The sequence below is a fragment of the Paludisphaera soli genome (assembly GCF_011064595.1).
Lineage (GTDB): Bacteria > Planctomycetota > Planctomycetia > Isosphaerales > Isosphaeraceae > Paludisphaera > Paludisphaera soli.
Genome location: NZ_JAALJI010000013.1, coordinates 75,103 through 93,921, shown reverse-complemented (window position 1 = coordinate 93,921; position 18,819 = coordinate 75,103). Strand labels below are relative to the sequence as shown.

15 protein-coding genes are annotated in these 18,819 nt (G+C 70.3%); 7 read left to right on the top strand and 8 right to left on the bottom strand.

What is annotated here, in order from left to right:
* Positions 1-197: 197 nt before the first annotated feature.
* Both G6O68_RS17290 and G6O68_RS17285 read right to left on the bottom strand, forming a co-directional pair.
* On the bottom strand, positions 198-1,304 hold the full coding sequence (locus G6O68_RS17290) for a hypothetical protein (protein WP_165249879.1): 1,107 nt from the start codon (positions 1,302-1,304) through the stop codon (positions 198-200).
* A 177-nt stretch (positions 1,305-1,481) separates the two neighbouring features.
* Positions 1,482-2,414 carry a TIM barrel protein gene (locus G6O68_RS17285; RefSeq protein ID WP_165249878.1) on the bottom strand — a complete coding sequence of 311 codons (933 nt, stop codon included), beginning with the start codon at positions 2,412-2,414 and terminating at the stop codon, positions 1,482-1,484.
* A 228-nt stretch (positions 2,415-2,642) separates the two neighbouring features.
* On the opposite strand from G6O68_RS17285, the gene G6O68_RS17280 reads away from it, so the two are divergent.
* From G6O68_RS17280 to G6O68_RS17265, 4 genes are read left to right on the top strand one after another with little or no spacing between them, the layout of a single operon-like run.
* Positions 2,643-3,686, top strand: coding sequence for a nucleoside hydrolase (locus tag G6O68_RS17280; RefSeq protein ID WP_165249877.1), 1,044 nt, complete (start codon positions 2,643-2,645; stop codon positions 3,684-3,686).
* The gene (locus G6O68_RS17275) at positions 3,683-4,666 is read left to right on the top strand and encodes a sugar ABC transporter substrate-binding protein (RefSeq protein WP_165249876.1); all 984 of its coding nucleotides are present in this window, start codon (positions 3,683-3,685) and stop codon (positions 4,664-4,666) included. The genes G6O68_RS17280 and G6O68_RS17275 overlap by 4 nt, the downstream gene beginning before the upstream one ends.
* 1 nt (position 4,667) lies before the next feature.
* Positions 4,668-6,200 (top strand): sugar ABC transporter ATP-binding protein, encoded by a 1,533-nt coding sequence (locus tag G6O68_RS17270; RefSeq protein ID WP_165249875.1) that lies wholly within the window; start codon positions 4,668-4,670, stop codon positions 6,198-6,200.
* A 1-nt stretch (position 6,201) separates the two neighbouring features.
* The gene (locus G6O68_RS17265) at positions 6,202-7,254 is read left to right on the top strand and encodes an ABC transporter permease (protein WP_165249874.1); all 1,053 of its coding nucleotides are present in this window, start codon (positions 6,202-6,204) and stop codon (positions 7,252-7,254) included.
* Here the strand turns inward: G6O68_RS17265 and G6O68_RS17260 are convergent.
* A complete protein-coding gene (locus G6O68_RS17260) occupies positions 7,226-8,419 on the bottom strand; it encodes an MFS transporter (protein ID WP_165249873.1) in 1,194 nt (397 codons plus the stop codon). The genes G6O68_RS17265 and G6O68_RS17260 overlap by 29 nt on opposite strands.
* Positions 8,420-8,574: 155 nt before the next feature.
* Between G6O68_RS17260 and G6O68_RS17255 the strand changes: the two genes are divergently transcribed.
* Entirely contained in the window at positions 8,575-9,732 is a 1,158-nt protein-coding gene (locus G6O68_RS17255) for a sialidase family protein (RefSeq protein WP_165249872.1), read from the top strand.
* Between the two features lie 16 nt (positions 9,733-9,748).
* On the opposite strand, the gene G6O68_RS17250 is transcribed toward G6O68_RS17255, so the two are convergent.
* The 3 genes from G6O68_RS17250 to der all read right to left on the bottom strand — a co-directional run bounded on the left by G6O68_RS17250 (position 9,749) and on the right by der (position 14,108).
* The gene (locus G6O68_RS17250) at positions 9,749-11,485 is read right to left on the bottom strand and encodes a DUF4091 domain-containing protein (protein WP_165249871.1); all 1,737 of its coding nucleotides are present in this window, start codon (positions 11,483-11,485) and stop codon (positions 9,749-9,751) included.
* Positions 11,486-11,531: 46 nt separating this feature from the next.
* Positions 11,532-12,437 carry a sugar phosphate isomerase/epimerase family protein gene (locus G6O68_RS17245; protein ID WP_165249870.1) on the bottom strand — a complete coding sequence of 302 codons (906 nt, stop codon included), beginning with the start codon at positions 12,435-12,437 and terminating at the stop codon, positions 11,532-11,534.
* A gap of 138 nt (positions 12,438-12,575) precedes the next feature.
* The gene (gene der, locus G6O68_RS17240; RefSeq protein ID WP_165249869.1) at positions 12,576-14,108 is read right to left on the bottom strand and encodes a ribosome biogenesis GTPase Der; all 1,533 of its coding nucleotides are present in this window, start codon (positions 14,106-14,108) and stop codon (positions 12,576-12,578) included.
* A gap of 273 nt (positions 14,109-14,381) precedes the next feature.
* On the opposite strand from der, the gene G6O68_RS17235 reads away from it, so the two are divergent.
* Both G6O68_RS17235 and G6O68_RS17230 read left to right on the top strand, forming a co-directional pair.
* A complete protein-coding gene (locus G6O68_RS17235) occupies positions 14,382-15,008 on the top strand; it encodes a hypothetical protein (RefSeq protein ID WP_165249868.1) in 627 nt (208 codons plus the stop codon).
* A gap of 104 nt (positions 15,009-15,112) precedes the next feature.
* A complete protein-coding gene (locus tag G6O68_RS17230) occupies positions 15,113-15,613 on the top strand; it encodes a hypothetical protein (protein ID WP_165249867.1) in 501 nt (166 codons plus the stop codon).
* Positions 15,614-15,626: 13 nt separating this feature from the next.
* Here the strand turns inward: G6O68_RS17230 and G6O68_RS17225 are convergent, their stop codons facing one another.
* Together G6O68_RS17225 and G6O68_RS17220 are read right to left on the bottom strand one after the other, a co-directional pair.
* The gene (locus G6O68_RS17225; protein WP_165249866.1) at positions 15,627-16,991 is read right to left on the bottom strand and encodes a 1,4-alpha-glucan branching protein domain-containing protein; all 1,365 of its coding nucleotides are present in this window, start codon (positions 16,989-16,991) and stop codon (positions 15,627-15,629) included.
* Positions 16,992-17,037: 46 nt separating this feature from the next.
* Complete coding sequence (locus G6O68_RS17220; protein WP_165249865.1) at positions 17,038-18,549, bottom strand: DUF4912 domain-containing protein; 1,512 nt, start codon at positions 18,547-18,549, stop codon at positions 17,038-17,040.
* Positions 18,550-18,819 lie beyond the last annotated feature (270 nt).

Here is an 18,819-nt window from a genome sequence, read left to right as displayed (position 1 = left end):
GATCGTCAAGCCGTCGTCGCCACGGTCGATCACCGCCCGGAAGTCGCGACTCGACGTCGCCTCTCCCGGCGACGGCCGGCCCATCAGGTCAGTATAGGTTCCGCGACCGCGGCCAGCCGCGATCAGAGAAGGCTCCAGCACGGTCTGAGAGGCTGTCAACGCCTACTGACGTCCCAGCCTATCGAACGGGAGGGTCTTCACGACTGCTGATACCCCGTCGCCGTCACGCCGCAACGCCCGCAGGCGAAGAGGTAGTAGATCCCCTCGCCGAATTCCTGGCAGTCTTCGTTGGAGATCTGTCCGACGAAGGGCATCGTTTGGTGACAGTCCGGACACTCGGGATACTCGGCGTCCTGGATCCAGGTCGGATGCCCCCCGAGTTGCGAGAAACTCACGCCGGGCACCAGCCAGTCGGCCGACTCGACCGGATCGCGAGGTCGCGGTCCTGGCGCGAGGCCGTGCCGAGGCAGCGTCTCCCATTCCTCGTCCGGTTCGGGCAGGTCGTCCGGCCTCTCGTTCGATCCATGCCACGCGAACGACCCCTTCATGTCGACCTTTGTGAACACCGTGCCGTAACACGAGCAGACCTCGCAAGCGGCGATCCGCAGACGGCCCTGGAATGGCGTGACGTGGACCATCGGGTAGGTTTCGAGGTCGATATCGAGGAGGGTGGTCAGGGGTCGCCCGCACCACCCGCACGCGCCCTCGTGACCCTCCAGGAACCGGACGCCCGTCACTTCGCCGGGGACTTCGTGCGGCGGCACGAGCGGGCGACATGTCGGCGTCGTCAAGTCACGACGATGCCCCTCCCGATCCAATTCCCAGCCCGCCTGATGAGCATATCGCTCGGGAGGGAGGTCGAGTTCCTTCGCCCACGCTGGGGGCTGTTCCCGCCAGGAGCGGAGCGCAGCCTCGAAGTCCTCACCGCCGACCCACGCTAGGGCGCAGAGAACGTGGTTCATGGGCTCGCCGGGCAGCCGATCGAGCAATCGCCTGGCGATGTCCGGACCCGCTCGGTGGTAGATCACGGGCGGATAGAACAGGCCACGGTGGATCAACGCCTCGTGATGCCCGGTGAGCGAGCCGGGGCGCAGGCAGCCGAGGCAGCGGAGAATCATGTCGGACTCGGCCATCGCCGTGGGTTCCGTGCCTTCGACAGCAAGGCGGGCGAGGGCCGCCGCCTCTTCCGGCTCAAGGGACCGGTAGAGGTGGGCGACCCTCTCCCCCTGCCGGACGAGGTTCTCCCTGGACCCGAACGACCTGGTCGCGTGGTAGACGAGGATGTCGGCGACCCGTCCGTTCATAACGATTCCCAACGTCCTTGGCAGAGGCCTCTTCCTTGGCTCATCCCTCCCACTCTTGCATGGAATCTACTCCGTGGCCGCGGTTGGCCGGCGGGCCGACGGACGCGGTCGTGGCGTGAACCAATCCCGCCCCCGGCGGGCGCCGGCGCCGGCCGGGGGAAGCGGGTCGGTCGGGCGTCAGACGTCGCAGAGGGTCACGGCCTGCTTCAGCCCTTCGAGCGGGTCGCGGGTGGGGATGAACTCGTGGCCGACGTAGCCGTCGTAGCCGATGTCCAGCAGCGCGTGCATCAGGGGCGGGAAGTAGATCTCCTGCTTCTCGTCCAGCTCGGCGCGGCCCGGGTTGCCGGCCGTGTGGATGTGGCCGACCAGCTCCTTCAGCTCGTGGAGGCGGCGGATGAGGTCGCCGTCCATGATCTGGACGTGGTAGAAGTCGAACAGGAGCTTCAGGTTGGGCGAGCCGACCCGCTTGATGATGTCGACGCAGTAGTCGGTGTGGTCCCCCTGGTAGCCGGGGTGGCCCTTCATGGGGTGGTCGGCGGCCCGCGTGTTGAGCATCTCCAGGCAGATCGTCACGCCCTTCTGCTCGGCGTAGCCGACCACCTTCTTGAAGCCCTCGACGCAGTTGTCGGCCCCCTGCTCGGGCGTGAGCCCTTCGGAGTAGCCGGTGAAGCCGATGACCCGCTTGAAGCCGTACTCGGCGCAGGCGTCGATCGCGGTCTTCGTGGCGGCGATGACCTTGTCCCAGTCCTTGGGATTGTTGAACCCGCGGAGGAACGGCGGGTCCGGGCTCATGTCGATCTGGGCGATGGCGTTGTCGAGGCCGGCGGCCTTGAGCTTGGGGTACATCGCCGGCGGCGCCAGCTCGACGCTGGTGCAGCCCAGGTCCTTGGCGACCTGGATGAACGCGTCGTAATCCTTCCAGTAGGGCTCGTAGCACCAGTGGACGAGCGACTGCTTGATCCGGCCGTTCTTGATGAGGGGCATGGTCCTCGCCTTCGCAATTCGGGTCGCGCCCCCGAGGCCCGCGGCGACCGCGCCGGCGGCCTTCAGGAGGTCGCGACGACTGGTCCCGTCCGGTCTCGCGTCGCGGGGGCTGGGTTCTCGATTCATGGCGGGAGGGTCCTTCCGCGTATCGGCCCGCGGCGGTGAATCCGACGCGGTCGGCCGATCCCCGACACCATACGGCAGCGCCGATCGCAATGCGAGGCGCGACCCCCGCGGACCGGCCGGAACCCCCCGCCGGGGCCTTGCCCGGCCCCCGGGCCTGACTTAGAGTAGCCCCCGTCCCTCCACCTTCCCGAACGGCCTGGGTCGGGCCGAACTCATGAGGTTGAATCGATGCGAGGCGTCTGGAGCTTCCTGATCGCGGGGGCGTCGTTGATCGCCGCCGCGCCCCCCACGTCGCGGGCCGCCGAGCCGGAGCCCGTCGGCGTGATCTTCGACACCGACATCTGCGGCGACGTCGACGACGTCCTCGCCCTGGGGATGATCCACTCCCTGGAGTCGCGCGGGGCGTGCAAGCTGCTCGCCGTCACTGTCAGCGTCGACAACCCCAAGGCCGCCCTCTTCGTCGACCTGGTCAACACCTTCTACGGCCGGGGCCGGGTCCCCGTCGGCGTCGTCGGCGAGGGAGGCGGCGCGAAGGAGGACGGCAAGTACCTGCCGATGGTCGATCAGAAGGACGACGGCAAGCCCCGCTATCCCCACGACCTGGTCGACGCCCCGCCCGCGACCGCCGTGATCCGCAAGGCCCTCGCCGCCCGGCCCGACCAGTCGGTCGTCATAGCGCAGGTGGGCTTCTCCACCAACCTCGCCCGGCTGCTCGACACCCCCGGCGACGAGTTCTCGCCGCTGACCGGCGTCGAGCTGGTCCGGGCCAAGGTCAAGTTCCTGTCGCTCATGGCCGGCTCGTTCCAGCCCATCGACGGCAACGCCCACTACATCGAATACAACGTGGTGAAGGACATCCCGAGCTGCGCGAAGCTGGCCGAGAAGTGGCCGACCGAGATGATCTGGAGCGGCTTCGAGATCGGCATCGCCGTCCCCTACCCCGCCACGAGCATCGAGCGCGATTACGGATACGTCGAGCATCACCCTCTGGCCGAGGCCTACATCCTGTACAACCCGCCGCCGCACAACCGACCCACCTGGGACCTGACCAGCGTCCTCTACGCCGTCCAGCCCGACCGGGGCTACTTCGACGTCTCCGGCCCGGTTGCGGTGACGATCGAGAAGGACGGCCACTCGAAGTTCGTCGAGGATCCGAATGGCCGCAGCCGCTACCTGATCCTCCGCGACGACTCGCAGAAGGCCCGCGTCGTCGAGGCGCTCGTCCAGCTCTCCAGTCAGCCCCCCGACCATCGCGAAGGAGCCCGGCCTTGAGGACCTCCCGAACCTCCTCGCTCCCGATCCTCGGGCTGGCCGCGGCCTTCCTCGTCGCCCTCGGCGGCTGCGGCCAGCCCGCCGACGCTCCCGGCGGCCCCGCCGGCTCGACCGCGCCGGCGTCGCCCGGCAAGCCGCGCATCGCGCTCATCATGAAGTCGCTGGCGAACGAGTTCTTCGCGGTCATGGCCGAGGGCGCGAAGGCCTATCAGAAGGAGCACGCCGACCAGTTCGACCTGATCGTCAACGGCATCAAGGACGAGCGCGACATCCAACGCCAGGTGTCGCTGGTGGAGGAGATGGTCGGCCAGAACGTCGCCGCCATCGTCATCGCCCCGGCGGACTCCAAGGCCCTCGTCTCGGCCTGCCGTCACGCGCAGGAGGCCGGGATCGTCGTCGTCAACATCGACAACAAGCTGGACGACGCCGTGCTCGCGGAACAGGGGATCAAGGTCCCGTTCGTGGGGCCGAACAACCGCGCCGGGGCGAAGCTCGCCGGGGACTACCTGGCCGCGAAGCTCAAGCCCGGCGACCCCGTGGCGATCGTCGAGGGGCTCAAGACGGCGTTCAACGGCCAGCAGCGACTGCTGGGCTTCCAGGACTCCGCGAAGGCCGCCGACCTCAAGATCGTCGACTCGCAGAGCGCCCAGTGGGAGATCGCGCAGGCGAACCGCGTGGCCTCGGCCATGCTCAGCGAGCATCCCGAGATCAAGGCCCTGATGTGCTGCAACGACAGCATGGCCCTGGGCGCCCTCGCGGCGGTCAAGGCGGCCGGCCGCTCGGGGCAGGTGGAGATCATCGGCTACGACGGCATCGCCGCCGTGCGCACCGCCATCGACGAGGGCGCGATCCTCGCCACGATCGACCAGCACGCCGACCAGCTCGCCGTCTTCGGTCTCCAGTGCGCGCTCGACGTCATCGCCAAGAAGGAGACCCCGGCCGACCGCACGACCCCCGTGGACCTCGTGGTCAAGAAGTAACGTGACGCAACCCGACGCGAACGCCCCGCTGCTCGCCGTCCGCGGGCTCTGCAAGAGCTACGCCGCGCCCGTGCTCCGCGCCGTGGACCTCGACCTCTTCCCGGGGGAGGTCCACGCGCTCATGGGGGCGAACGGGGCCGGCAAGAGCACCCTTGCGCGGATCCTCGCCGGACTCGGCCCGCCCGACTCGGGCGAAATGACCCTGCAAGCCGCCACCTACCGGCCCGCCGCCAAGCACCAGGCCGAGGCCGCCGGCGTGCAGATCGTCCAGCAGGAGCTGACGCTGCTCCCGACGCTGACCGTGGCCGAGAACCTGTTCCTCGACCGCTTACCGACCCGGTTCGGCGTCGTCCGCTTCGGCGCCCTCCGCCGCGACGCGGCCCGGGCCCTGTCGCGGGTGGGCCTGGACGGTCTCGACCCGGAGACGCCGACCTCGCGGCTGGGCGTCGGCGAGCAGCAGCTCGTCGAGATCGCCCGCAGCCTCGAACGCCCCTGCCGGGTCCTGATCCTCGACGAGCCGACCGCCGCTCTGACCGCCCCTCAGGTCGACCGCCTGTTCGCCAACATCGCCCGGCTGAAGCAGCAAGGCGCGGCGATCGTTTATATCAGCCACCGCCTCGACGAGGTCCGCCGGATCGCCGACCGCATCAGCGTGCTCCGCGACGGAAAGCTCGTCGCCACCCGGCCGGCGGCCGAACTCGACCTGAACGAGGCCGTCCGCTTGATGGTCGGCTCGAACCCCTCGCGCGAGGAACTTCGCCACGCGCGAGCGACGGGCGAAGTCGTCCTGCGCGTCCGAAGCCTCTCGCGCGGCGACCGCGTGCGCGACGTGAGCTTCGACGTGCACGCCGGCGAGGTGCTCGGGATCTCGGGCCTCGTCGGATCGGGCCGGACCGAGCTGCTGCGGGCGATCTTCGGGGCCGACCCCGCCGACTCGGGGACCGTGTCCGTCGCCGGTGCGACGCCGACCCGGTTCCGGCAGCCTCGGCAGGCGGTCGCGGCGGGGCTGGGGCTCGTCCCGGAGGACCGCAAGACCGAGGGTCTCTTGCTGCCGAGGTCGATCCGCATGAACCTGACGCTCGGCCGGCGGAAGGCCTATCGCGGCCCCCTAGGGTTCCTCAAGGCGCGTCGGGAGCGCGAGGACGCGGCCTCCACGGCCCGGAGGGTCCAGCTCGCTTGCCATTCGCTGGAGCAGCCGGCGGAGCAGCTCAGCGGCGGGAATCAGCAGAAGGTCGTCGTCGGCCGATGGCTCCTGCGCGAGCCCCGCGTCATGATGTTCGACGAGCCGACGCGCGGGGTCGACGTGGCGGCCAAATTCGAGATCTACCGCCTGATCGACGAGACCGCCGCCCGGGGCGCGGGGGTCGTCGTCGTGTCGAGCGAGGTCGAGGAGCTGCTCCTGATCTGCGACCGGATCGCGGTGATCTCGGCCGGGCGGCTCGTCGCGACCTTCGCGCGGGGCGAGTGGACCGAGGAGAAGCTGCTCGCCGCGGCGTTCCAGGGCTACACGAATCGAGCGGGGGCGGAAGTCTGACATGAGCGACGCGGCGACCCGGACCGAGACCGATTCCGAGAAATGGGCCGAGCCCTCGGGCCTGGCCCGATGGCGGGGCGTGGGCGACGTGGTCGGCATGCTGGTCGTCCTGGCGGCGCTCGTCGTGCTGTTCGGGACGAGGAGCAACCACTTCTGGTCGGCCCAGACGGTCAAGACGATCGTGAATCAGTTCGCCGACCTGACCGTGCTGGCCGTCGGCATGACGCTCGTCCTGGTGATCGGCGGCATCGACCTCTCGGTCGGCTCGGTGATGGCCCTGTGCGGGGCCGTGCTCGGGATCGCGATCGTGGACTGGGAGGTCTCGTTCCCGATCGCGCTGGCGGCCTGCCTGGCGGCGGGGGCGGCCTGCGGCCTGGTCAACGGATTCATCTCCGTGCACTGGTCGATCCCGTCGTTCATCGTCACGCTCGGCATGCTCGAATCGGCCCGGGGCGCGACGTACCTGCTGACGAGGTCCGAGACCAAGTACGTCGGCCCGCGGATCGAGTGGCTGGCCCGTCCGCTGCCGGGCCTCGGCGCGTCCACGAGCTTCTTGATCGCGCTCGCCCTTGTGGCCGCCGGCCACGTCCTGCTGACGCGGACGGTGCTGGGCCGATACATGGTGGCGATCGGCACGAACGAGGAGGCGGTGCGGCTGTCGGGCGTGGACCCGAAGCCGACGAAGCTCCTGACGTTCGTCCTCTCCGGCCTGTGCGCGGCGATCGCGGCGGTGTTCCAGGTCGCGAGGGTCTCCTCCGCCGACCCCAACGGCGGCGTGGGGATGGAGCTGGGGGCGATCGCCGCGGTGGTCATCGGCGGGACGAGCCTGATGGGCGGGCGCGGGTCGGTGCTGCGGAGCTTCCTCGGCGTGCTCATCATCGCCGTGCTGCAGACGGGCCTGGATCACGTCGGCGCGAGCGAGCCGTCGAAGCGGCTGATCAGCGGCGCGGTCATCGTGCTGGCGGTCGTGGCCGACGTCCATCGCCGCAGCTGGGGGGCCTCGGTAGGGCGAGCGGCGGCCCGCCTCAGGCCGAAGGCTCGGCCCCTGGGCTGACGGCCGAGCCTCCCGCGTCCCCGGCGCCGATCCGCGGACGGTCCCAGTTCGTCGTCGCGAAGACGACCAGCGCGGCGACCAGGAAAGCCGAGCCCACGGCGCACGCACCGGGCCAGCCGAACCGCGGCCAGGCCGCAGCCCCGGTCGCCGAGCCGAGCGCCCCGCCGAGGAAGAACGACACCATGTAAACGGTGTTCAGCCGGCTCCGGGCCTCCGGAGCCAGGCCGTAGATTCGCGTCTGGTTCGAGATGTGGTTGCACTGAGCGCCGACGTCCAGCAGCAGGACTCCGACCACCAGGCCCGGTAGGCTCGACCCGAACGCCGCCAGCACGACGAACGACGCGAGCATCGTCGTCAGGCCGAGTCCGATCGACCATCTCGGCCCCCGACGGTCGGCGAACGTCCCCACCAGCGGCGCGGCCATTGCCCCGGCGGCGCCGACCAGGCCGAACAAGCCCACCACGTCGCTGCCGTAGCCGAACGGAGGTCCGGCCAGGTGGAACGCCAGGACCGTCCAGAAGACGCTGAACGACGCGAACGCCAGGCCCCCGAACAGGGCCGAGGTCCGCAGCTCCGGCAGGTCGCGCACCAGGCCGCCCAGCGACCTCAGGAGCGCGGCGTAGCTCGTCCCGACGAGCGTCGGCGTCGACTTCGGCAGCTCCTTCGCCATGAGGAACATCAGGCCGACCATGAGACCGGCCGCCAGCCAGAAGACGGCCCGCCAGCCCAGGTGGGAGCCGAGGAATCCACTGGCCGTCCTCGCCAGCAGGATGCCGATCAGGAGCCCGCTCATGACCGTGCCCACGACCCTCCCGCGCTCGTGGGGCTCGGCGATCGCCGCCGCGAACGGGACGATGATCTGGGGCGTCACCGTGGCCGCCCCCATCGCCAGGCTCGCGACCGCCAGCCAGCCGAACGTCGGCGACGACGCCACGGCCGCCAGCGTCAGCGCGGTCGCCCCGAGCAGGATCACGATCAGCCGGCGACGCTCCAGCAGGTCGCCCAGCGGGGCGAGGAGCATCATCCCGAGCGCGTACCCGACCTGGGTGGCCGTGGCGACGACCCCCATGCGCGAGGCGGAGGCCGAGAAGTCGTCGGCCATGCGTTCGAGCAGGGGTTGGCTATAGTAGAGGTTGGCGACCGACAGCCCGCTGCCGATCGCCATGACCCAGACGGTCCGGCGTGCGATCAATGGTCCCGGGACGAATCCCGCCGTGGAGGGAAGCGGGCGGGAGACGCCGGGGTCGACGCCGCTCGGGCCGCGAGGCTCTCCCCCCGATTGTAAGGCCCCTGTCAACCAATCCTCCTGGAGTCGACTCGATGCCCTTCGAGAAAGCGGCGTTCAAGCTCTTCGGCCTCCTCGCGTGCCTGATGCCCGTCACTTCCGCGGCCCAGGAGGCCGCCGAATCAGCCCGCCCCTCCACGGCGATTCGGTTTCTCGACCTGGCCGACCAGCCCGACCGCCGGGTGATCGTCGACCGCGAGCCGGGCCATTATCTGGGCCATCCGACGACCGTCCTCCTCGAAGACGGAAAGACGATGTTGATCGTCTACCCCAAAGGCCACGGCAAGGGGGCCGTGCTGATGAAGCGCAGCGAGGACGGCGGCCTGACCTGGTCCGACCGGCTTCCGACCCCGGAAAACTGGACGACCTCGGAGGAAACCCCCACGATCCACCGCGTGGTCGACGCCCAGGGCAAGAAGCGTCTCATCATGTTTTCCGGGTTGACCCCGATCCGCATGGCGGTCAGCGAGGACGACGGCGCGACCTGGTCCCCGCTGGCGAAGATCGGCGACTACGGCGGCGTGGTCGCCATGGCCAGCGTCGAGCGGCTGAAGGACGGCACCTACATGGCCCTCTTTCACGGCGACGGCAAGAACGCCCGGGACGATCGGCCCAACCCCAACGTCTTCCGCGTCTTCAAGACCCTCTCGAAGGACGGCGGCCTGACGTGGGGCGACCCGATCGTCATCGCCGAGGATCCCAGGCTCCACCTCTGCGAACCCGGCCTGATCCGCTCGCCCGACGGCAAGCAGATCGCCGTCCTGCTCCGCGAGAACTCCCGCAAGAAAAACTCACACGTGATCACCTCGGAGGACGAGGGCGAGACGTGGACGAAGCCGCGCGAGCTTCCCCTCGCGCTCACCGGCGACCGCCACGTCGGCAAGTACGCGCCCGACGGCCGCCTCTTCCTCTCGTTCCGCGACACCGCCAGGGACAGCCCCACCCAGGGCGACTGGGTCGCCTGGGTCGGCACCTACGACGACGTGGTCGCCGGCCGCGATGGTCAGTACAAGGTCCGGCTGATGGACAACCACCACAAGTGGGACTGCGCCTATCCGGGCGTGGAAGTGCTGCCGGACGGGACGATCGTCGCGACCACCTACGGCCACTGGACCGAGCGCGAAAGGCCCTACATCGTCTCCGTCCGCCTCAAGCTCGCCGAGTTGGACTCCATGGCGAAGTCCAACCCCTGAGCCTGGACGGCTCGCCTCAAGGCCGCGCCGGCTCGGGCTCGGGCGCGGTCTTGAGCACGGCGTCGAGCGTCCGACGGATCCAGGCCTCGTCCTTGGGGAAGTCGGCGTACGATTTCAGGTCGGCGAACCGGGGGTCGTCGCGACTCACGCCGGCCCCCTGCAGGACGGCGAAGTCCTGGAGCGACTCCGCGAACACCTCCCATCGGATCGAGTCGAGCGGGCCGTCCTTACCCGGATAGATCATGAACGGATCGCCATAGGGGATCCCCGGCCACGAGCCGTTCGAGGAGTCGTGGAACGGGTCGCCGATCTTCTCCTGCTCCATCAGGTGCCAGTAGTTGAAGCCCCAGTGCAGGAACCCCTTCGCGCCCAGGCGGTGGAAGAGCATCCCCGACATGCGGATCTTGGCGAGCGGCGTGTCGAGGAAGCGGTTCAGCCAGGGCCCCGTCGGGGCGCAGCAGTAGTAGACCCAGTGGGGGATGCCGGCGTCGATGTAGGCCTGGGCCGCGTTCACCATCGGTATCGGGATGTCGGTCAGCCCTTGTCGGCCGTATTCGATGTTGCTGAGGGCGTCCATCACCTTCATCCAGGGCGCCTTCTCGCGGAGGATCTGACGGGCCCGCTTGTAGTTCGCCAGGTGAGTCCCCTCGCCGGGCTCGTCGGAAAGGTGGAAGTACGAGTCGTCCAGCAGGTCCTCGGCCGTGAGGAAGGCGTGGAACTCGGGCAGGAACTGGTCGAGGAAGCCGAGGAAGGTGTCGGAGAATCCGCTGATCTCCGGCGGCCAGAGCATGCGAAAGCCGTCGCCGTCCTTCGCATAGACCCGCACCGGGTTCTCGGCGCCCCAGTAGATCCACAGGTGCGACCATTCGAATTTCTTGAAGCCGATCTCGCGGCACAGGGCCACGAACCTCCGCGTCCGCTCCCAGTCGAAGCGGTACTTGCCGGGCTCGGGCTCGTCCACGTCCAGGAGCTGGCAGGGCCGCTCGAACGGCTCCCGACGCGCGACGAGCAGCGGGACGGAGACGACGTCCGAGCCGTGATCGAGCATGTTCGCGAGCTGGGCCCGAGTCAGCTCCCACCAGCGTTCGTCGAACCGGCCGGTCTGGTAGTAGTCCCAGGTGGCCTCGCCGCGCCACCAGTGGATCACCGGGAAGTCGCGGCGGGGCGGGACGACCAGTTCGGCCACGTCGACGTCGACCGGCATCGCCGCGACGTCCGACTCCTTCCCGCCCCACGGGAGGATCCGCGCGGTCAGCGTGCGGCGGCCCGGCTTCGCGTCGGCGGGCACCCTGAGCGAGACCCAGAACGAGCGTGTCTCGAACGGTCCCAGCGCGACGCCCGTCACGGGCAGGAGCGGGTCCGGGACCAGGCCCGGGCCGTGCTCGACCCCTTCCAGCTCCGAGGCGTCGGTGTTCGCGGTGAAGTGGGGCATCGGCACCAGGCCGACGAGTCGGACGCGGGGCGCGAGGCCGTCGGCGCCGGCCACCGAGCAATCGAACCCGATGTAGGCCGCGCTCTCGTTTCGGACGCAGACCTGGAACGAGGCCCTCGCGTTCCGGGGGACGGCCAGGCGATGCGCCGAGGCTCCCGGCGGCGTCGCGGGATAGACCCGCTTGAGCGACGATTCCACCCAGTAGGCCACCGGCGCGGCGGACTCGCCGACGCCCCTGCGGATCGGCCCGGCGGCCTCCTCCGCGGCGAGCGCCGGCGCGAGCAGGATCGCGAACGACAGGCCCCACGCGAGTCGCATCATGGTCGGCTCTCCGGGCGAGGCCCGTCTTCGAGGCATGTCGTCGACGTCAGCCGATGAGGCTCCGCATCCGGGCCGCGTAGCGCGGGATGGCGGTGATCGGGTCTTCCTTCGCCTCGTACTCGATCACGACGTAGCCGGAATAGAGGGCCCCGACGAGGATGTCGACGATCTTGCGGAAGTCGGCCTCCTCGGTCTTGCCGCCGGCCCGGTGGATCTCGGTCTTCACCTGGACGTTGACCGCGTAGGGGGCCAGCTGGGCGATGTCGGCGTAGGGGTCCTCGCCCTTGAAGTTGGCGGTGTCCAGGTTCACGCCGAAGTTCGGGTGGTCGATGGCGTGGACGAACTTGAGGAGCTGCTCGGGCCGGGCGGTGATGCCGCCGTGGTTCTCCAGCGCCAGCACGATCCCCTTCGCCTCGGCGTAGGCGAGCGCCTCGGTCATGCACGCGACGACCCAGCCGAAGGCGGCCTCCTCGGTCGAGTCCTTGGGGACGTTGCCGGCGAAGACGCGGATCACCGGGGCGCCGATCATCGCGGCGCGGTCGATCCACTTCCTCGTGAGCGCGAGCTGCTCGTCGCGCTTCTCGCCCGAGGGGACGCAGAAGTTGTTGCCGATGGCGGTGCCCGAGACGTCCAGGCCTTCCATGAAGGCGTGCCGCTTGAAGCGGGCGAAGTAGGCGTCGTCGGCGTCGGCCGGGAAGTAGTACGAGGTCGGCTCGACGGCGTCGAAGCCGAGATGCGCGGCCAGGTCGACGAATCCGAACATGTCCATCGTCGGGGGCTTGGCCGTGAGCATCTGCCGATACGAGTACGCGGCGATGCTCAGCTTCAGGCGGCTCGGCCGCTTGTGCGGGATCGGCGGGATGGCCAGGGCCGCCGTGGGGGCCAGAGCGGCCGGGGCGACGGCCGCGGCGAGGAGGGAACGGCGCAGGAATCCGCGTCGATGGTCGTGCATGGCGGGGGTCTCCTGGGGGGACGACCGAGGTGGCGGGATGTGGCGGGCGCGGAATTCCCCACGCCCGCCGGCCTCATGCCACCGAATGTAACGGCCCCCGCGGCGCGACGCCACGCCCCAGCGGCCCTCGCCGCGCCCTCAGCGACCGGGCGAGTCGTCCAGGTCGGACAGCAGCTCGTTGACCTCCCGGTTGAGGAAGCGGACGTCTTCCACCTCCACCTCGTTCGGAGGAGCTTCGCCGGGCAGGGCGTGATAATCCACGTCCACCCAGTCCTCGCCCATGGCGTCCTCGGGGCGGGGCTTGCGCTCGCCGGGCTCGGTCTGCTTGCGCGAGCGCATGTAGAGCTTGATCGGCACGTCGCGGAACGGCAGCTTCTCGCGGAAGATGTTCAGCAGGTAGCGGAGGTAGGTCGCGTCGAACAGCCGGGGACTGTTGACGAACAGGACGACGGTCGGCGGAGCCTCGCCCACCTGGGTCGCGTAGTAGATCCGCGGCGAGCGGTTCTCCTTCATCGAGGGCGGGTGCGCGGCGACGGCCTCGCGGAGCACGCGGTTGAGCGTCCCGGTGCTGATCCGCCGGTTCGCCTGCTTGAACAACGCCTGGGAGAGGTTCAGCAGCGACTTCACGTTCTTCCCGGTCTTGGCGGTGATGAACGCCATCGGCATGTAGCTCATGTTCCGGAACGAGTGCTGGACGGCCTGCGCGAACCGGGTCATGCCCGCCTTGCCCTCGGCCTGGGCCTCGTCGTCGGCGAGCATCAGGTCCCACTTGTTGATCACGAAGATGCAGGGCTTGTATTCCTTGGCGATGTAGTCGGCCAGCTGCTTGTCCAGCCGGCTGATGCCCTGCGTCGCGTCGAGGAACAGGTAGACCACGTCGGCCCGGCGGATCGACCGCTCGGCGCGGTGGACCGAATAGAAGTCCAGGTCGTCGCGGATCTTGGCCTTGCGCTTCACGCCGGCCGTGTCGATCGCCGTGAACGGCAGTCCGTCCAGCTCGAACGCGACGTCGACCGAGTCCCGCGTCGTCCCCGGGCGCTCCGAGACGATCATCCGCTCGGCCTGGGCCAGCGTGTTGATGAACGTGGACTTGCCGGTGTTCGGCCGCCCCACCACGGCGATCTTCATCGCGGCCTCGGCCGGCCGCTTGGTCTCTTCCCAGGGGAGGAGCTTCTCGATCAGCTTGAGGAGCTGCTTCTTGTTGCGGTTCTGATGCGTCGAGACGGCGATCGGCTTGCCCCGTCCCAGCTTGTAGAACTCGCCGCCGCGGTCGTCGAACATCGGGTCGTCGGCCTTGTTCATCACCAGGATGACCGGCGTCTTCAGGTACCGCAGACGCTGGCCGACCTCCTCGTCGAGCGGCATCAGCTCCTCGCGGATGTCGACGACGAACAGGATCAGGTCGGCCTCGTTCATGGCCGTGTCGATCTGGCGCTCGATGTCCTGGCTCAGGTCGTCGCGGTCGACGATCCCGACGCCCCCCGTGTCCATCAGCTCGAAGAATCGGGGGTCCTCGTCGTCCTCGCCGAGCTGCACGAGGGTGCCGACCCGGTCGCGGGTCACGCCCGCGACGTCGTCGACGATCGCGATCCGGCGACCGGCCAGCCAATTGAAAAGCGACGATTTGCCGACGTTGGGCCGACCCACGATGACGACTTTGGGCAGAGCCATGAAACGATCTCCCCGCGAGGACGAAACGGATGCGGCCGTAGTGCGTGGTTGCGGGGAGGCTGACGAAGGAAGACCGGAGGCTCTTGGAAGATCGACCCCGGATGCGCGCACCGTCCGATTCACCCGATTCTGCCGCGACACGAACCTGTATTGTGCAACCCGCTATTATACGATGGAAGGCGCGTCCGCCGCAAATCCTTGCGGACTTGACGGAGGGTGCCCTCCCCCTCCAGGTCGCCCGAGGCCGCCCCGTGATCCTTGCCAGGAGGTCATGTGCAACGCATTTCCATCCGCACCGTCATGGCCTTCGTGCTGATCGCTTCGATCGTGATGGCGGCGGTCAGCGTCGGCTCCCCGCCCTGGGCGGGAGCGATGCTCTCGACCAGCTTCTTCACGCTGACCTGCTCCCTCCTGGGTGTCGTGTTCGGGAGGCACGATCGGAGGACGTACTGCACCGGCTTCGCCGCCCTGGGATGGTCATACATGGCTCTGATGTACGGTCCCGGCATCGACGTGAAGGTCGGGAGGTTCCTGCTCGCACCGCAGCTCGCCCGCATCCTCTACGACGCGATCCACGCCGAGGCCCCGGCCCCGAACGCGACCCCCGCCGGGGGCGGGGGATTTCAGAGCGTCCCGGTCGGGCCCGTGGCCGCCGCGACCACCGCCGGTGGGGGGGGCTTCGGACCCGTCGGGCCGGTCCGGCCGGCCCGCGCGGACATGGGCCGCATCGCGATCGCCGTCGAGGCCTTGTTCTGGGCGTTCCTCGGGGGCTGGGCCGCCCTCGCATTCGCCTCGGGGAAAGACGGCTGTTCCGGAGGCGGTCGGGCTGCAGACCGCAAAGACGACGCGTCGCCGGCCACCGGGTCGGGCCTGGCATCTGCCGAGCGTGTAGGGTTGTAGACAGCCGTCGCGGCCGGCCGAGTCGGCACTCGTCCACCTCTCGGGCCCCCGCCCGCGAACGCCCCGACCGGTGCTCGACTGACGGTATCCCGGGGAGAGATCCGGTGGAACGCCTCACGGTCCTCGACGTCGTCGCGCTGGTGATGGGCTCGGCGGTGGCGTCGATCCACATCCGGCCCATCGGACGCGAGGGATTCTCGGCGCCCGGCCTGATCCTGGCGAGCCTCGCCTTCGCCTGGCTGGCCGCGACGGCTTCCGGGCCTTTCCTGTATCTCGCGCGCCGATTCACTGGACCTACCGAGCGATCGGGGATCGGCGAGCGGCTCTGGGGGCTGCTGGGAGTCCCCTGGCTCCTGAGCGCGGCGATCCGCTCGGCGGGCTCGTCGCGGACGGGCGGCGCGGGGGATCTGGACTCGGCCGTGCTGGCGATTGGGCTCGCCGCGGCCTCGACGATCGCCATGCTGACGGTCTGGATGAAATGGGTGACGGCCAATCCCGAGGCGGCGCGGGAGGTCGCCTCGGGCCCCTGGCCGAATCGCGTGGGGCTGGCGCTGGCGATCGCCTGGCCGTTGCAGGCCGGGCTGGCGCTGATGGTCCTGAGCTGATGTGTCCCGCCGGTCAGCCGGCGGCGAGTACGTCCAGGTCGAGGTCGGGCAGGAACGAGGGGCCCCGGCGCATCCGGGCGAGCCGGCCCCGGTCCAGGCGGCCGGCCATGAGCGAGCCGGCCAGTTCGTGGAACCGGGCGAGGTGATGCGAGGCTCGCCGCAGGCCGGTTTCGGGGTCGATCCCGCCGGCGACCGGGTAAGACCAGTCGACCTGCTGGGCGCGGAGCAGCCGGCGGGCCATCTCGGCGACGGCCTCGCGCTCGCTCTCGTCCAGGGCACGGCGTTTCTCGACCGCGAACGTCAGCAGGTCGGACGCGGCGCGACAGCGGTCGAACAGGTCGGATCCTCCGGGACGGGCCGCGAGCACCCCGCCGACGCTCACGCCGGGACGCCCGAGCGTCCCAATCGGATTGCGGGCGAGATATCGGTCGAGCGACGAGGCCCGCCCCGACTCGCCCGAAGCCAGGCCGTCCAGCACGCTTCCCAGCCAGGCGTCGGCCCCGCCCGAAGGCCAGGCGCGGGCCAGCTCGTGGGCCGAGAACGAGGCGACCGACACGGGCTCGTCCGGGACTTCGCCCCCGGGGGGCGCTTCGCTCGCCCGAACGGACCACCGCCCGAGGAAGTGCTCCGCGTGGTCGTCCGCGGCGATCGGGGCCTGCTTCGGGTCGGCGTATCGACGATCGCGTCCATACCCCATGGCGAGGTCCACCGCCTCCGCCGCCGGCGGGGGGGGGACGGCGAAGGCGGCCACGCCGGCGGGCGTGACCATCGGAGCCAGGGTGCGGGCCGGCGGCAGGACCGTGCCGCGCAGGAAGACGTCGGCGGCGACTCCGAAGAACCGCAGGCCGTTGGCGGCCATCGTCGTCTCCAGGCCCGGCGCGTAACCCAGGAACGGCAGCCATACGCCGCTCGGCCGGACTTCGAAGCGATGCGCATGGTCCATCGCCGCCAGGCCGACCTGGGCGCGTGCGAGGATCGGCTCGGCCGCGACGCTGGGGAGCCAGGTGTGGGTGGCGGTCGTCGGGATCACGTCGATGGCCCCCGAGGCGTTCCAGCGGCGGAGCAGCCTCAGGGGGTCGCCGTCGCCCGCCGTGGCGAAGAATCGCAGGAGTCCGCGATCGGCCTCGCCGGCCTGGACCTTACGCTCCAGCTCGCGCCGCTGGAGGGCGCGCGCCCGGGGGTCGGCGGCCAGGGCGGTCCAGCTCGGGCTCACCGCCAGCGTGATCGACGCCTCGCCGGGCCGCTCGGCGAAGGCGTCGAGCGCCCTCAGCAACGGCCAGTCGACGGCGATCCCCGACGCCGCCCAGTCCGGGCCCGCGACCTCGCCGGGGCCGGGGAGCGGGTGGTGGAGTTCCAGGACCAGGGCCAGACACGGCATGGCGACTCTTCCGTTGCTCGGGCGGTAGACGGGAACGGGCGGACGGTCAGACGCCCGGGCGACGCGGCATCACGCGGAGCCGACGCGGCGGCGACTCCGGCGCCGACCCCTCGCGCGGCAGGTGGCAGATCCGGGAATGGGTGATCGGGTGGAAATACCCCCAGCGCGAACGCACGCCCAGGCAGGCGGCCAAGGACCGGCCGTCGAAAGGTAGGGCGATCGTCCGATGGTTCTCGCCGGGGCCGAGGTCCACGTCCGACGTGCTGTGGGCGTTCAGGCCGTCGAACGCGACGTCGGTCACGTCGAACAGCCGGATCGTGAGGACCGCCCGCACCGACTCGGGCCCCAGCCACTCCAACGCCCCTCGCCAGTCGTCGGGCCGGAGCGTCCACGAGGCCAGCGCCTCCCGGCTGGACACCGGGATCAACGAGAGCCGCGACCGCATCTCCGGGAACGGGACCGACGGGCCGGTCGCGGCGGGCCCCGACTCGGCCCGATCCGCCTTCGCCCCGACGCCCCGCCTGCGGTCCAGGATTCGCCGATAGACCTCCAGCCAGCGGGCGGCGACGGCGTCCGGGTCGAGCCGCCGGGCGACCAGGGCCGATCCCACCCGTACGTCCGCCTCGCGGCGCTCGCGGTCGAACACGGCGTCGAGCAGGTCGCGGGCCAGGGCCTCGGGGTCGCCCCCCTGGACGCGGACGACGGGGGCGCCGACCAGCCAGGCCGCGTGAGCGAATGGGTCGTCCACCAGGTCGTCCGAGGCGACGCCGACGACCGCCGCCTGGGACGCGGCGGCGTTCCATCGGCCGCTCGACGGCACGCACGTCTCGCCCCAACGCGCCGAGAGGAGGCCCTCGGCCTTCAACCGGCGACGCAGCCGCAGGCAGCGCGGATCGGTCCCGAACACGGCCGCGACCAGCCCCGGGGCCTTCTCGCGCGCCTGCGCCACCCCCCCGAGGATGGCTCGGGTCGAGAAGCGGTCGCCGGCGTGGAAGGTCAGGACGATGCACGGGCCCTCGGCCGGCCCATCGCGCGGGCCGTGCCGGTCGGTCCAGAAGGTGAGGCCGGCGGGGGTCGGGATGGTGAGGATCGGCGAATCGTCCTCGATCGGCAGCCAGGCGCGGAGCCGCTCGGCCCCCCAGGGATGGTCGCAAATCCAGGCGTCGGGACCGACGCGAGGGCCGAACCCAGGATCGCCCTCCACGTCTTCCTCGGCGGCCCGTTCCGAGGCGATCACGACGGCGCGAGGCTCGCCGCGCGCGGCAAGCTCACCGGCCGCGGGTCGGGTCTTCCAGTCCAGCGCGTGGACGACGTCAAAGCCGAATCCCAGGCCGGAGTTGCTGGCCGCCCGCACCGCCCCCACGCCGAACGCGGTCGCCTCCTCGTTCGGGCCGCCGCCGATCTCGTGAGGGCAGCGGACTTCGAGCCATCCCGCATGGGCCTCGCGCTCCGGCTCGTCGGCGAACCAGCGCGTGAGGGCCACGACGTCGGCCCCCAGCCGGCCGATCGCGTCGATCGCCTCGCGCTCCAGGTCCCACCCCAGCAGGGCGATCCTCATCGACGGCCGTCCCCCCTCATGTTGCTTCTCCCCACCGGCGCGGCGTCGCGAGAGGCCTGCCCGCGCCCTTTGAGGAATCTATCACAACCGCGAAGTTGGCGAGGATGCCGCCGTCGCGCAAACCCGAACATCCACGCCGATCGAGCGGGTCGAAAGGATTCCAACGGCGACTCCGCGAATATTCGCGACGCACCTCCCCATTCGCGATTTCGGTCGCAAGGTCACCCTGGGGCGTTCCGCGCCGGCGGGCGCGTCCGCACCGGCTCTTTC

Bases quoted from the DNA above. Each gene is read 5' to 3' on its own strand.
- G6O68_RS17290 (WP_165249879.1), bottom strand. From the start codon at position 1,304: ATGAACGGACGGGTCGCCGACATCCTCGTCTACCACGCGACCAGGTCG.
- G6O68_RS17285 (WP_165249878.1), bottom strand. From the start codon at position 2,414: ATGAATCGAGAACCCAGCCCCCGCGACGCGAGACCGGACGGGACCAGT.
- G6O68_RS17280 (WP_165249877.1), top strand. From the start codon at position 2,643: ATGCGAGGCGTCTGGAGCTTCCTGATCGCGGGGGCGTCGTTGATCGCC.
- G6O68_RS17265 (WP_165249874.1), top strand. From the start codon at position 6,202: ATGAGCGACGCGGCGACCCGGACCGAGACCGATTCCGAGAAATGGGCC.
- G6O68_RS17260 (WP_165249873.1), bottom strand. From the start codon at position 8,419: ATGGCGATCGGCAGCGGGCTGTCGGTCGCCAACCTCTACTATAGCCAA.
- G6O68_RS17255 (WP_165249872.1), top strand. From the start codon at position 8,575: ATGCCCTTCGAGAAAGCGGCGTTCAAGCTCTTCGGCCTCCTCGCGTGC.
- G6O68_RS17250 (WP_165249871.1), bottom strand. From the start codon at position 11,485: ATGATGCGACTCGCGTGGGGCCTGTCGTTCGCGATCCTGCTCGCGCCG.
- G6O68_RS17245 (WP_165249870.1), bottom strand. From the start codon at position 12,437: ATGCACGACCATCGACGCGGATTCCTGCGCCGTTCCCTCCTCGCCGCG.
- der (WP_165249869.1), bottom strand. From the start codon at position 14,108: ATGGCTCTGCCCAAAGTCGTCATCGTGGGTCGGCCCAACGTCGGCAAA.
- G6O68_RS17225 (WP_165249866.1), bottom strand. From the start codon at position 16,991: ATGCCGTGTCTGGCCCTGGTCCTGGAACTCCACCACCCGCTCCCCGGC.
- G6O68_RS17220 (WP_165249865.1), bottom strand. From the start codon at position 18,549: ATGAGGATCGCCCTGCTGGGGTGGGACCTGGAGCGCGAGGCGATCGAC.